This window comes from Aeromonas sp. MdU4, from assembly GCF_041929505.1.
Lineage (GTDB): Bacteria > Pseudomonadota > Gammaproteobacteria > Enterobacterales > Aeromonadaceae > Aeromonas.
The window spans coordinates 4615-18284 of sequence record NZ_JBHFMW010000009.1; the positions used below are offsets into that span (position 1 = coordinate 4615).

At 56.8% G+C, this 13670-nt stretch carries 14 protein-coding genes and 1 pseudogene; 7 read left to right on the forward strand and 8 right to left on the reverse strand.

The annotated features are described in order from the left end of the window. The first annotated feature begins 621 nt into the window (after positions 1-621). Together ACE1BR_RS05785 and ACE1BR_RS05790 are read left to right on the forward strand one after the other, a co-directional pair. On the forward strand, positions 622-963 hold the full coding sequence (locus ACE1BR_RS05785) for a hypothetical protein (RefSeq protein ID WP_374868422.1): 342 nt from the start codon (positions 622-624) through the stop codon (positions 961-963). 416 nt (positions 964-1379) lie between these two features. After that, on the forward strand, positions 1380-1526 hold the full coding sequence (locus ACE1BR_RS05790; RefSeq protein WP_374868505.1) for a hypothetical protein: 147 nt from the start codon (positions 1380-1382) through the stop codon (positions 1524-1526). 67 nt (positions 1527-1593) lie between these two features. Here the strand turns inward: ACE1BR_RS05790 and ACE1BR_RS05795 are convergent. The 8 genes and pseudogenes from ACE1BR_RS05795 to ACE1BR_RS05830 form a co-directional block, all read right to left on the reverse strand. Then, positions 1594-2058 (reverse strand): annotated as a pseudogene (locus ACE1BR_RS05795) (IS4 family transposase); the annotation flags it as partial. Continuing rightward, positions 2059-2310, reverse strand: coding sequence for a transposase DNA-binding-containing protein (locus ACE1BR_RS05800; RefSeq protein ID WP_374868424.1), 252 nt, complete (start codon positions 2308-2310; stop codon positions 2059-2061). Positions 2311-2450: 140 nt separating this feature from the next. After that, positions 2451-2915, reverse strand: a complete 465-nt coding sequence (locus ACE1BR_RS05805) for a gamma-glutamylcyclotransferase (RefSeq protein WP_374868426.1) — start codon at positions 2913-2915, stop codon at positions 2451-2453. Next, complete coding sequence (gene pcp / locus ACE1BR_RS05810) at positions 2912-3556, reverse strand: pyroglutamyl-peptidase I (RefSeq protein WP_374868428.1); 645 nt, start codon at positions 3554-3556, stop codon at positions 2912-2914. Before pcp ends, ACE1BR_RS05805 begins: the two co-directional genes overlap by 4 nt. Before the next feature lie 17 nt (positions 3557-3573). Beyond that, positions 3574-4497: a DUF979 domain-containing protein gene (locus ACE1BR_RS05815; RefSeq protein ID WP_374868429.1), complete on the reverse strand. Its 924-nt coding sequence runs from the start codon at positions 4495-4497 to the stop codon at positions 3574-3576. Next, entirely contained in the window at positions 4497-5177 is a 681-nt protein-coding gene (locus ACE1BR_RS05820; protein WP_374868431.1) for a DUF969 domain-containing protein, read from the reverse strand. The genes ACE1BR_RS05815 and ACE1BR_RS05820 overlap by 1 nt, the downstream gene beginning before the upstream one ends. A gap of 520 nt (positions 5178-5697) precedes the next feature. Further along, positions 5698-6210, reverse strand: a complete 513-nt coding sequence (locus tag ACE1BR_RS05825) for a lipocalin family protein (RefSeq protein ID WP_374868433.1) — start codon at positions 6208-6210, stop codon at positions 5698-5700. A 17-nt stretch (positions 6211-6227) separates the two neighbouring features. Continuing rightward, positions 6228-7130, reverse strand: coding sequence for an AraC family transcriptional regulator N-terminal domain-containing protein (locus ACE1BR_RS05830; protein WP_374868435.1), 903 nt, complete (start codon positions 7128-7130; stop codon positions 6228-6230). A 154-nt stretch (positions 7131-7284) separates the two neighbouring features. Between ACE1BR_RS05830 and yqhD the strand changes: the two genes are divergently transcribed. From yqhD to ACE1BR_RS05855, 5 genes are all read left to right on the forward strand, one after another. Continuing rightward, on the forward strand, positions 7285-8448 hold the full coding sequence (gene yqhD, locus ACE1BR_RS05835) for an alcohol dehydrogenase (RefSeq protein WP_374868437.1): 1164 nt from the start codon (positions 7285-7287) through the stop codon (positions 8446-8448). Between the two features lie 507 nt (positions 8449-8955). Then, positions 8956-10482 carry a Re/Si-specific NAD(P)(+) transhydrogenase subunit alpha gene (pntA, locus tag ACE1BR_RS05840; RefSeq protein ID WP_374868439.1) on the forward strand — a complete coding sequence of 509 codons (1527 nt, stop codon included), beginning with the start codon at positions 8956-8958 and terminating at the stop codon, positions 10480-10482. An 11-nt stretch (positions 10483-10493) separates the two neighbouring features. After that, the gene (gene pntB / locus ACE1BR_RS05845; protein ID WP_374868441.1) at positions 10494-11978 is read left to right on the forward strand and encodes a Re/Si-specific NAD(P)(+) transhydrogenase subunit beta; all 1485 of its coding nucleotides are present in this window, start codon (positions 10494-10496) and stop codon (positions 11976-11978) included. A gap of 98 nt (positions 11979-12076) precedes the next feature. After that, positions 12077-12850 carry a substrate-binding periplasmic protein gene (locus ACE1BR_RS05850; protein WP_374868443.1) on the forward strand — a complete coding sequence of 258 codons (774 nt, stop codon included), beginning with the start codon at positions 12077-12079 and terminating at the stop codon, positions 12848-12850. Positions 12851-12999: 149 nt separating this feature from the next. Then, complete coding sequence (locus tag ACE1BR_RS05855) at positions 13000-13668, forward strand: transcriptional regulator (RefSeq protein ID WP_374868445.1); 669 nt, start codon at positions 13000-13002, stop codon at positions 13666-13668. Positions 13669-13670 lie beyond the last annotated feature (2 nt).

Sequence of the window (13670 nt, forward strand, 5' to 3'; positions counted from 1 at the left end):
ATAGGTGCTGCGGCTTGCAAACGTGGGTTCATAACTTTCCCTTCTTCCATGAATAGCTCCTTGAACAAATTAATGGTGTTTAATATTACCGCCATCAATGTAAAAAAATGAATCTTTTACGTTACAGAAAAAGTAACCTACAACAAACCACAACGAAGACTCAAGTGGATTTGCACGGACTCGTGAGAGTTTTTTTGCTCAGTAAGGGGGTGGGGGCGACTGTGATGCTCTAATCAGCATCGGGATCTCGGCAGCAAAAAAGGGTCATCTGGTGTAGTAGACATAAGCTGTGGCGTAACTTGGCTAGTTGGTTGTAGTGATGTTCTGGCCTGCTCGCAGCCCCTCTCTGCCTTGGGGAGGTCATCTGGGTTTGGCAATGAACTATGTATCCAGCTCATAGGGCTTAACTGGCAGATACTATCTAACCCTAAAAAATCACGCCTGACACACCAACAAGGATTCGTAGTTATGACCCTCTCTTTGCGCGGTGTTATCACGCTATTGATGTGATCAATCCATATACCCCGGGAATAAGTTGAATTTATAGGGAGTAAGTGGGATCGACAAATCGTTGATGGCGTAGAAAGATGTGGGAGGACATCAGATGGAGAGGCCCACATTATGGCGCTAAAAGGCAGTATTCACAAAATGCACGTGGCGACGCTAATGGCGTTCGAGGATGAAATCAGGCGCGTTGGGTATGGCCAGAGTGAGCACCTGATTGGATGGTTGCTAGAGCGCGGTGTGAAAGGCATCAAAGCAAGACGTAGTGCGGCATGCACAGGCGTTAAGGTATCTGATGCAGCCTGTGGCAGGGATGTGAATAGCGCCAATGAGGTGGCGAATATGGAGGGGGTAAACGCTCTGTATCGCCGCCTTGGTGAGCTGGATTATGAGAGTGAGCAGATCATTGACAGGCTCCGGATAGAGATAGCGGGAAGCGATGACAAAGGGGCGCACTGAGCGCCCCTTTTTTATGGCTGTTTGCTGCTGATCACTTTTTGTCGTTTTCGGTATTTCTTCCATTTTTACGCAGTTAACTCGATCACTGGTGCTTTTTAAAATCTGCCTTTAAACCGGATTTAAACATCAGGGCGGCCCAAGCCAGGGTTGAAGTTCCAACGTGGCTCGATTCCGTCATCGGTTGGACTGGCTATGGCCTTGCCGGATGCCAGTATCTTCTGATACTCATACTTTGAAACCTGTCGCACCCCATAAGTGCAGCCCCAATTGTTTGGTGGCATATGGCTGATCCACCAAGGATGATCTATAGGAAGAAGCACTCCATTTCAAATGCAGCTCGCAAGTCTCACGACGCGGGTCAAGCTGGTAAATGAGGTATGGCATGGCGCGTTTAGTGCGCTGGATACGTTGCCACTGTGCTGCAACTCTCTCAATGCTGGGATTTCTACTATCTAGGTAGGCAAGAGCTGGCCGAGCAGGCGGGCAACGAGGCGGCGCAGGCGGCCGAGCTGAAGGCGCTGACCGAGCGGCTGGAGCAGGAGATCGGCCGTTTCCGGCTCTGATCCTCAGGCCATCTTCCATGAAAAAGGGCAGCCTGCAGGCCTGTCTCTTGATCACAAGTGTTGATGCTCACAGTTCATAGCCTTCAAGGAGGGTCTGTAACCTAAACCAGCCCTCCCATAGCACCGCTATCGAGGCTCGCCCCGTTCGCTTGGTATCCTTCCAGCCCCCCAGTATCGCCAGGCTCTTGTACGCCCAGGCTATATTGGGGGCTTCATTCGGCAGGGACTTCTTCTCTAGCTTCAACCACAGCAGCTTCCAGCTCTTCGTACCCAGCAGCCCTTTGCAGCTTTCTCCCTGCGCGGCAGGCTCCTCTTTGATAAATCGCAGCTGCAGCAACCGCACCGCGAGAAAGGCCAGGATGACGCTCATACGCGTCAGGTTCTCCCGGCTCTGCATCCTCAGCGCTTCGACCCGGGTGCCTGCACTCTTCCAGACCTTGTGATAATCCTCGATGAGCCAGCGCCGCTCGTAGTAGCCGATAATCTCGCTGGCCTGCTCGGCGCAGGTCACCGCTTCACTGGTCAGCAGGTGCTACTCCAGCCGGTCGGCGGTGACGGCAAAGCCAGCGTTGGCAATGGCCTCGGTACTGAAATGTGAGCTGCGAATGAAGCGGTATGCGCCTTCCATATCAGCAGGTGAGAGGGGAAGGTGTGACACGCAATCTCCTGGTTGGTGAGCAAGGGCAGTGGCGAGGGCAACCAGCCTTCTGGTGCGTCTTGGGTCGTTAAGGTTGGCGTGACCAAACTGTGCCTGCGCCCAGTGCGCCGGTTGAGTGAAGAGCATGTTAGAACCAGGGAAGAGAGCAATGAAAGGTTCAGATCACAGAATGGGGGAGAAGTTCAAAAAAAATCCCCAAGCGATGCTTGGGGATTTTTGTATAAGAGACAGGCCTGCAGGCTGCCCTTTGTTATTGTCGCTGACCGTCAGGCGGCGCTCTCCAGCTGCGCCAGATGGAAGGCGCGCCAGTTGCCGTCGGGCAGGTGGTGCTTGCCCTGCTGCCACTGCGGGTCGTGCTGCACCACGTAGCGGTAGTGGTAGGCTTGCTGCTGGCCGACATAACGCCCCTGCGCCGGGTCGAAGATCTCGACCTCGATGAGCTGGCGCAAATACTCGCTGTGCGGATCATTCTCGCCGTGGAAGTTCTCCATCTCATCGAGCGCCGCGATGGCGCTGGGAAAGTCGTCGAGCTGGAACAGCTCGCCATAGACCCACTCCTCACCCTGCAGCAGAGCGGGGTAGCCCTTGTGCTGCAAGTGATAGAGGGTGCCGCGTACCCGGGCGCGCCGCGGTGACTGGCTCACGTGGTGAGCCAGATAGCGGCGGTAGTTGAAGAGTCCCTCCATCAGGCTGCCGTAAACGAACAGCGGGCGTGGCTGGCAAAGAGTCATGAGATCTCGCCGCCCACGACCTTGATGTCACCATCCTGCTGCAGTACCACTGCCTCGATGGCCAGTGCCAGCGCGCGGGTGATGTCGCTCATGGCGAGGCAGGGCTGGTTCACCTTGTCCGCCACCTGTTCGGTGATGTAGGGAACGTGGATAAAGCCACCGCGCACCGCCGGGAACTCTTTCTCAATCAGGTAGTGCAGCTGGTACATGACATGGTTGCAGACGAAGGTGCCCGCAGTGTTGGAGAGCGCCGCCGGAATGCCATTCTCCTTGATGCGCTGCACCATTCCCTTGAGGGGCAGACGGGAGAAGTAGGCAGGTGCGCCATCGGCCTGAATCGCTTCATCGATGGGTTGCTGCTGCTCGTTGTCGGGGATGCGGGCGTCGTCGATGTTGATGGCGACCCGCTCCGGAGTAATGGCGAAGCGGCCGCCCGCCTGACCGACGTTGATCACCACGTCAGGCTGGTGCTGGCGCATCAGCTCGGCCAGCAGGGTCGCCGACTTGCCAAAGACGGTGGGGATCTGCGCCTTGATCACGGTGGCGTCCAGAATGGTGTCTGGCAGGCGTTTCACTGCCTCCCATGCCGGGTTGATGGGCTCACCGCCGAAGGGGTCAAAACCGGTAATAAGTACTTTCATCATCTTCTCCCGAATGGTCAGAATGCCCAGAAATACATGAGTGCGATGTGGATCAGCACCAGTGTCAGCGCCATCGGCACCTGCACCTTGATCACCTTGTTGAGATCCTTCATCTCCAGCAGGGCGGCGGGCAGGGCGTTGAAGTTGGCGGCCATGGGGGTGATCAGGGTACCGCAGAAGCCGGCAGTCATTGCCAGCGCACCGGCCACCACCGGGTCACCGCCCTGGGCGATCACGAAGGGGATGCCGATGCCAGCGGTGATGACAGTGAAAGCGGCAAAGGCATTACCCATGATCATGGTAAAGATCATCATGCCGAGGCAGTAGGCCACCACGCCGACGAAGGGGCTGCCCATCGGTACGACAGTGGAAAGGCCTTGGGAGATGACATCGCCCACGCCCGACTTGTTGAAGATCACCCCGAGTGCGGCCAGCAGTTGCGGCAGAATGCCGGTGATACCGACCTGCTGGATCATCCGATCGGAGTCACCCACCACGGTAGAGGGGGAGGCACGAGTCAGCAGCACGGCAATAGCAAAAGCGATCGCCGAAGCCAGACCGATACTGACCTGACCGCCAAGAGGGGTGAACTGGGCGAGTAGCACCGCCAGCAGCGCCAGCAGGATGCAGGGCAGGAAGATCCGGTTGCCGACGCGGTTGGCGTGGGTCTGGGACTCCTCTTCGCTCGCCTGTTCCAGCTTGCCGATCTTCACCTGCTTGAGCAGGGTGATGATCCCCATAACAATGATCAGCACACCATTGATAAGGTGCGGAATATAGCTGCCGAAGGCGAATAGCACCCCGAGGATGATCCAGAACAGGGCTGTGCCAACCCGGGCCGGATGGTTGGGGTCACGCAGTACGCGCCAGGCCGTGCTGAAGAGGATGACACCGATCAGCACATAGAAGAATTCGAGCATCTGGGGAATGAACGAGGTCATTATTTTTTGCCTCCGGTGTTGCTGCTGGTGGCATATTTTTTGGCCATTTGACGGTCAAACCACATATTGGAAGCGGCCACCATCAACAGGGTGATAATGGCAATCGGCATGGAGGCCTTGGCAATATCTATAGCCGACACGTTATAGCCAAGGGATTCCAGGGTACCGACGATCAGTAATACCCCGGCAGAGGCGACAAAGGTATTTTGCGCAAAGAAGTTGCCATAGTTATCGGTGGCTGAAACCCGTGCTTTTATCTCTTCTTCATCAGCCTCACTTAATTTGCCGTGTACTTTAATAGCGGCAGCTTGGGTCATGGGGTTGACCAGCGGACGAATAAACTGGGTGTGACCTTGCACCCGAACCGAGAAGAGCCCGGAGAGTTCGCGAATAAACATATAGAGGGTCATGAACTTGCCCGGGGTGAGCTTCTTTATTCGCTCAATCAGGGTGACCGCTTGTTGCTTGAGGCCGTAGCGCTCACAGATACCGATCATCGGCAGGGTTAGCAGAAACAGCGTTACCATGCGGTTGGAGACGAAAGCTTCACCCAGCAGGGAGAGACAGTCTGCCAAAGATAGACCGGAGACCAGTGCGGTGGTGATTGCTGCCACTAATACCACCGCCAGAGTATCGAGTTTAAAATAGAAACCCAGCAAGATGATGAGTATTCCACTCAATTTAATCCATTCCAATTTCATTACCTCGTAATATTTGAATATTTATACATAAATTTTAAATTGTTAGCTGTTTACCATCGAACGAAAGTGATGACAAGAATTAATCACTGAAATTAGACCCGTTTGGCTTTATATTTGGTCTGTTTGTTGATTTATTGTTCGCTACTCAATGATTGACTCAATATCGGCGATTCAATTCGGTCCCAGATTTAGATATGTTTTGATGGCGCTGGCGATATATTGGATATCATCGTGAACTAAATTCACCACTGGTGACGTTACTTACGTGGTTGCTATTTCCCCATTCGCACATCTGTTAATAAGTTGGTGATATTGCCTGTTGTTGCCATATATATGTCGTGAGTGAATAAATGTATTCGCGATGGAACGGAGGCTGCTATAGAGGGAGCGGTTCGGTCAAAAATCAGCGGTGAATATCAGCAAGATAGCAGTTGGGTTGAAACGGTCGGGATGGGAAGAAATAAAAGAGAGGGGGAGTCAACCGCTCCCCCGCTTGGCATCAAGGAGTCTGTTTGACCCAGATCAGCTGGTCGGTGGCAAAGCCCAGCGATTTAGCCTTGGCGACCAGCGCATCCACCTTCGCTTTGGGCGGATTGGGTGAGCGGGCGAGGATCCAGAGGTAGTCGTGGTTGTAGCTGGTCACCAGCGAGAGCTGGTAATCGGGATCGAGGTCGATGACGTTGTAGCCGCCATAGAAGGGGCCGAAGAAGCTCACCTTGAGCCGCGCCTCGTCCGGGTTGCCGACGAAGTAGGCTTTGCCCTCGGCTTCGCGCCAGCTGCCATCGCTCTGCTTGCCGCGGTTGAGCACCTTGACGCCGCCATCGTCCCGCAGGCTGTAGGTGGCACTCACCTGCTCCAGCCCGCGCTCGAAGCTGTGGTCGAGGCGGGCAATCTCGTACCAGGTGCCGAGATAGCGATCGAGCTGGAAGCCGGTGACGGGGCGAATGCCGTCAGCAACCCCGGTACAGGCCGTCAGCAGCAGGGCGGTAAACAGGCAAAACAGTGAACGCATAGGTAATCCCTCTCTTGTTATCCCTCGATGATGCGCAGCTGGCCATCCCGAAAGCGGGAGGCCTGATCCGTCGGCGTGCTGCCGAAGAACCGTTTGTACTCCCGGCTGAACTGGGAGTTGCTCTCGTAGCCGACTCTGGCGGCGGCCGCCCCCGCCTTGATGCCGTCGTGCAGCATCATCATCCGTGCCTTGTGCAGGCGAAATGATTTGATGTACTGCAGCGGCGAGGTGGCGGTGACCGCCTTGAAGTGGTGATGAAAGGCGGAGACGCTCATGTTCACCTCCCGCGCCAGCTCCTCCATGGTGAGGTTGTCGGCATAGTGCTGCTCTATCATACGCAGCACCCGGGCAATTTGGCCCACATGATTGTGGCGGTTGGCGAGGGCCTGCAACGCCGGGCCGCCTCCCTCGGTGAGGGCGTGAAACAGCATCTCCCGCACCGTCTGCGGCCCCAGCACCCTGGCGTGTAGCGGATTGTCCATCAGATCGATCAGCCGCTCGGCGGCGCAGAACATCGCCTCCGACAGGGGGACCGAGTGCACGCCGCTCGTCTGCGGGGTGGGGGCGGGCAGGGCATCGCCCAGCTCCAGCAGCAGCGCTTGCAGGGTGACCATATTGATCTCGATGGAGAAGCCGATGAGGGGCTGCTCGGGGGAGGCGAAACACTCGCACTCGCAGGGTAGCGGCAAGGTCATCAGCAGGTAGTGGTTGGGGTCGTAGCGAAATACCTGATCTGCCAGATAGCCCACCTTATGCCCCTGCAGGATCACTATCATCCGCGGTTGGTAGAGCACCGGGGTACGACCGTGGTACTCGGTGGTATAGATGAGATTGACCTGCTCCACCGGGGAGGGGGTGATGCCGGGGGTGGTGACGTGGCGGGTCACTCTGGCGGCGAGGTCGCTATAACGGTTTGGCATGGGCGCTCTTTGATTCAATAGTTCCGGTTTTCGCTGCTTTGTAGAAATAGGCAAGAATCAAGCAGGATATTGCCTTGATGGTAGGGTTTTTCTGGAGAAAAATGCAATCATGATTTCGCGGCCTGGCCGCACCGACCAGCAGAAGGCAATATCGATGAACAACTTTACTCTCCATACCCCGACCAAAATCCTGTTCGGCCAGGGGCAGATCGCCCAGCTGCGTGAGCAGCTCCCGAGCGATGCTCGCGTCATGATCACCTATGGCGGTGGCAGCGTGCTGCGCAGCGGCCTGCTGGAGCAGATCCGCAGTGAACTGGCTGGCTTCACCCTGTTTGAATTTGGCGGTATCGAGCCCAATCCAGCCTACGAGACCCTGATGGGGGCCGTGGAGCTGGCCCGAGCCGAACGGGTCGATTTCCTGCTCGCCGTCGGTGGCGGTTCCGTGCTCGATGGCACCAAGTTTATCGCCGCTGCCGCGCACTACGATCTGGCCAAGGATCCCTGGCACATCCTCGAAACCGTCGGCAGCGAAGTGCGCTCCGCCATTGCGCTGGGTTCCGTGCTGACCTTGCCAGCGACCGGTTCCGAAATGAACATGGGTGCCGTCATCACCCGTCGCAGCAGTGGCGACAAGGTGCACTTCTTCTCGCCGTTCGTGATGCCGCGTTTCGCTGTGCTGGATCCGGTACTCACCTACACCCTGCCCGAGCGTCAGGTGGCGAACGGGGTGGTGGATGCTTTTGTTCATACCGTGGAGCAGTACCTCACCTATCCGGTTAACGCCAAGGTGCAGGATCGCTTCGCCGAAGGTTTGTTGCTGACCCTGATCGAAGAGGGCCCCAAGGCGCTGGCCGAGCCGCACAACTACGAGGTGCGCGCCAACATCATGTGGAGTGCCACCATGGCGCTGAACGGTCTGATCGGTGCCGGTGTGCCGCAGGACTGGGCCACCCACATGCTGGGTCACGAGCTGACCGCCCTGCACGGCCTCGACCATGCCCAAACCCTGGCGGCGGTACTGCCCGCCCTGTTGCAGGCCAAGCGCAAACAGAAGCATGCCAAGCTGCTGCAATACGCAGAGCGGGTGTGGGGTCTGAACAGCGGCAGCGAAGCGGAGCGCATCGACGATGCCATCGCTGCCACCCGCGACTTCTTCGAACGGATGGGGGTCAAGACCCGCCTGCGCGACTACGGCCTCAAGGATCTGGGTATCGATACCCTGATCGGCAAGCTGGGTGAGCACGGCATGAGCCGTCTGGGCGAGCACAGCGATATCGATCTGGTGCAGAGCCAGCATATTTATGAGGCTGCCTGGTAAGCGCTGCCCAGCGCGGTCATATCAGCGAAACGATTGAATTGTCGGGGCTATCTCCCGCCATCCGGCGGCTGAATGGCCCCGTTTTTGTTGGGAAAATGTTACTTTCCAGCATTTCGATGCGAGAAGTGAGACGAAGGCGGATTTCGTAAGAACAAAAAACGCTAAGATAGAGGGCCGGTAAAACATTTTTTTTGACTGGTTGGATCACTTTTTTCAGCTGTTTTTACTGGTATAAGCCTCTAATTTGGTTTGTTTTTTTCAATCGCCGCCAGGGATGGGCTGAATTCTGTACGAGTGCTGTTGGGCGTGCGGTTGTAATAAAACTCCAAAATTTGATACTAATCACCTTCGCGCCTGAAAAGCGGGGGCCCGACCATGACAGGAGGTTGAGGTAAAGCCTACTGATTTTCATAACAAAGAGCCCTGGACCTGCACTTTGGTCATGTCTTGTTTCGCCAGAAGTGAGACACTGGGCAGCGATTGTTTATTAACCATCAGGGAATAGTCATGCAGATTGGAATACCGAGAGAGAGTCTCGCCGGTGAGACCCGGGTCGCAGCGACCCCGGCTACCGTCGAGCAGCTGAAAAAGCTCGGCTTCGAGGTCGCCATCGAGTCCGGCGCAGGCCAGTTGGCCAGCTTCGATGATGCCGCCTTCGAGGCTGCCGGTGCCAGCGTGGTGCCGAATGTCTGGCAAGCCGACCTTATCTTCAAGGTCAATGCGCCGACCGATGCCGAGATCGCACAAATTAAAGATGGTGCCACTCTGGTGAGCTTCATTTGGCCTGCCCAGAACCCTGAGCTGGTCAAGAAGCTGTCCGAGCGCAACATCAATGTGATGGCGATGGATATGGTGCCGCGGATCTCCCGTGCCCAGTCCCTCGATGCCCTCTCCTCCATGGCCAACATCGGTGGCTATCGTGCCGTGGTTGAAGCTGCGCACCAGTTCGGTCGCTTCTTCACCGGCCAAATCACCGCAGCCGGTAAAGTACCGCCCGCCAAGGTACTGGTGATCGGTGCCGGTGTGGCCGGTCTGGCCGCCATCGGTACTGCCGGGTCCCTCGGCGCTATCGTGCGTGCGTTTGATACCCGTCTGGAAGTGGCCGAGCAGATCGAATCCATGGGTGGGGAATTCCTCAAGCTGGACTTCGGTGGCGAAGATGGCGCATCCAGCGATGGTTATGCCAAGGTCATGTCCGATGAGTTCATCAAGGCCGAGATGGAGCTGTTTGCCCAGCAGGCCAAAGAGGTGGACATCATCATCACTACCGCCCTGATCCCTGGTCGTCCGGCTCCCAAGCTGATCACCAAGGAGATGGTCGACAGCATGAAGCCGGGTTCCGTCATCGTGGACTTGGCCGCAGCAACCGGCGGCAACTGTGAATACACCAAGCCGACCGAGCTGTTCGTCACCCCCAACGGCGTCAAGGTGATTGGTTACACCGATCTGCCGGGTCGTCTGCCTGCCCAATCCTCCCAGCTTTACGGTACCAACCTGGTCAACCTGATGAAGCTGATGTGCAAGGAGAAGGACGGCAACGTCGCTATCGACTTCGAAGACGTGGTGCAGCGCAACATGACGGTGATCCAGGCCGGTGAAGTAACCTTCCCGCCGCCCGCCATCGCCGTCTCTGCCGCTCCGCAGAAACCGGCCGCCGCCAAACCGGCTGCCAAGAAAGAAGAGGCCAAGCCCTCCAACAAGAAGTTCGTGTTCGGTGCCCTTGGCATTGCCGCCTTCGGCTGGATCGCTTCCGTTGCCCCGGCAGCCTTCCTCTCCCACTTCACTGTATTCATCCTGGCCTGTGTGGTCGGTTACTACGTGGTGTGGAACGTCTCGCACGCCCTGCATACGCCGCTGATGTCGGTCACCAATGCCATCTCCGGCATTATCGTGGTCGGTGCGCTGCTGCAGATCGGGCAAGGGTCGACCTTGGTCACCGCACTGGCATTCGTTGCCGTGCTGATTGCCAGTATCAACATCTTCGGCGGTTTCACCGTCACTCAGCGCATGCTGAAGATGTTCCGTAAGGATTAAGGGGGTTTAACGTGTCTCAAGGACTGGTAACAGCATCCTATATCGTTGCCGCCGTGCTCTTCATCCTCAGTCTCGCGGGACTGTCGAAGCAAGAAACGGCCAAGCATGGCAACCTGTTCGGTATCGCGGGTATGGCTATCGCCCTGCTCGCCACCGTATTCAACCCGGAAACCAGTGGCGTGCACTGGATCATCCTGGCCATGGTGATCGGCGGTGCCATCGGCGTGCGTCTGGCGCTCAAGGTCGAGATGACCGAGATGCCCGAGCTGGTGGCCGTGCTGCACAGCTTCGTCGGTATGGCAGCGGTGCTGGTGGGCTTCAACAGCTTCATCGATCTGCATCCGTCTGCGCCCGCTGAAGTGGTGGTTTCCGTCGGCTCCAACCTGGATGCCACTCTGGCAGCCGCCCGTGCGGCGTTCGAGCAGGCAGCCAGCGTTGCCCAGGTCGAGCACCTGACCGGCGCCATGCTGAACATCCACCTGGTCGAGATCTTCCTCGGCGTCTTCATCGGTGCCGTGACCTTCACCGGTTCCGTGGTTGCCTTCGGCAAACTGCGTGGTCTGATCTCCTCCAAGCCGCTGATGTTGCCGCATCGCCACAAGCTGAACCTGCTGGCTGTGCTGGCCGCTCTGGCGCTGATGGTCTACTTCGTCAACGCGGGTGGTTCTACCTTCGCCCTGCTGGTGATGACCCTGATCGCCTTCGCCTTCGGCTGGCATCTGGTTGCCTCCATCGGTGGTGCCGACATGCCGGTGGTGGTCTCCATGCTGAACTCCTACTCCGGTTGGGCGGCAGCGGCGGCGGGCTTCATGCTTTCCAACGACCTGCTGATCGTGGTGGGTGCGCTGGTAGGTTCCTCCGGTGCGATCCTCTCTTACATCATGTGTAAAGCGATGAACCGCTCCTTCATCTCCGTGATCGCCGGTGGCTTCGGCTCCGACGGTGTTGCCTCTACCGGTGACCAGGAGATGGGCGAATACCGCGAAACCAGCGCCGAGGAAGTGGCTGACCTGCTGAAGAACTCCAGCTCCGTCATCATCACCCCGGGCTACGGCATGGCGGTGGCGCAGGCTCAATACCCGGTCGCCGAGATTACCCAGAAGCTGCGTGACCGCGGCGTCAAGGTGCGTTTCGGTATCCACCCGGTTGCCGGTCGTCTGCCAGGCCACATGAACGTGCTGCTGGCGGAAGCGAAAGTGCCGTATGACATCGTGCTGGAAATGGACGAGATCAACGACGACTTCGCCGATACCGATACCGTGCTGGTGATCGGTGCCAACGACACCGTCAACCCGGCCGCAATGGAAGATCCGGGCAGCCCGATCGCCGGTATGCCGGTACTGGAAGTGTGGAAAGCGCAGAACGTCATCGGCTTCAAGCGCTCCATGAACACTGGCTATGCCGGTGTCCAGAACCCGTTGTTCTTCAAAGAGAATACCCAGATGCTGTTTGGCGATGCCAAGGCCAGCGTCGAGGCAATCCTGAAAGCACTGTAAGTGTCATTCAGAGACTGGATATCAAGGAGGCTTCGGCCTCCTTTTTTATTGTTACTCCCTTGTATATTCTCAATCCATACGGACCGTGAGGGATCTTCATGATGTGGTGTCAGGGTTGGCGAAAGATTGGGGTGTATGGCTGGCTGCTGGCCTCCTTGTTTGGTGCTACGGCAACAGCGGGTGAGCAACCGACGCTGACCATACTGACCGAGCTGTGGCCCCCGTATGTGATGCGGGATGATGGCGGCAAGCTGGTCGGAGCCGATCTGGATTTAGCGCGTACCGTGTTGGGGCAACTTGGCTACAAAATCGACGTGCGTGTATTGCCGTGGCGGCGCGTATTGCAGGAGGCCAAGCTCCAGAAGGGGGATGCCATACTGGATGTCTTTTATGCTGCAGAGCGTAATAGCTGGCTTCATTACCCTGACGAGCCTTTGTCTATCAGTGGGGAAGTTCTGTTCTATCCAGTCGATCGCCCCGTTCACCTTGAACGGACCTCGGACCTCAAGGGATTGCGGATCGGGGTGCAGGTTGATTATGCCTATAGCAAGGCATTTTTGGCCGAGCCCGGGGTGATCAGAGTGGCGATGACCGGTGAGGGCAACCCAATCAAACAACTGCATATGATGATGGCAGGACGACTGGACGGGGTGGTGCTCAACGAACGAGTGGGTCGTTACCTGTTGCGTAGCCAAGGGTTGCAGGAGCAAGTGCGTAATGGCTCGTTCCAGCTGACGGAAGAGAATCGCAACTTTCTCGGATTTACCCACAAACCCGGCCACGATCAGTTAGCTATTCGCTTTTCTGCTGCCTTGCAGCAGTTCAAGCAGACACCCGCCTATAAGCAGTTGTTGGCCCGCTATCACCTCTGATGTGTGGCGCCGTCTGTGCGCCGCTTCACAATTTGTCGCTCTTTGTTAAAAGGCGGGCATAATAGTGTGCAAAAAAGGGATGCTGCTCAACATTAGTTGATACTGTTGATAGTAGAATCAACTGCAGTTTACCCAATCTCACTTACTATATGCCTACAGTCGCAATCACTAACACTATCAATTCGTTAACGGATGAAGAACGTCATCTGATCGCCAGTTTCGAGCCTGCTGTCGAGGCGCTGGCCGCCCTGTTTGGGTCTGGTTGCGAGGTCGTGCTGCATGCATTTGACTCGCTGGATGCGTCGGTCATCAAGATTGCCAATGGTCATGTTACCGGCCGTATGGAAGGCGCACCGGTCACCGATTTTGCCCTCAACCGTTTGCAGGGGGAGGCTGGCAGTCAGTGGAGCAGCTACTTTACCCGCACCCGTGAAGGGTCATTGATGAAGTCCTCTTCCATCACCATCAGCAATCGGCAGGGCAAGCCTATCGGCATGCTCTGCGTGAACTTCAGTCTGGATATCTCCCTCGGCAGTTTGCTCGATACCTTTGTGCAGCCAGCCACTCCGGCACCGCTCAACAACGAGACCTTTGCCAGTTCGGTGGACGATCTGGTGACCCAGGTCATTGAGAAGGTGGATCGGGACGATTCGCTCTCCAGCACGGTGCGCAACAAGGAGATAGTGACCCGGCTCTACGATATGGGGATTTTCGAGATCAAGGAGGCGGCTCAACTGGTCGCCCGGATGCTCGATATCTCCCGTCATACCGTCTACTTGCATATTCGCAATCACAAAGCGGATCTGAACAAGCAATAACT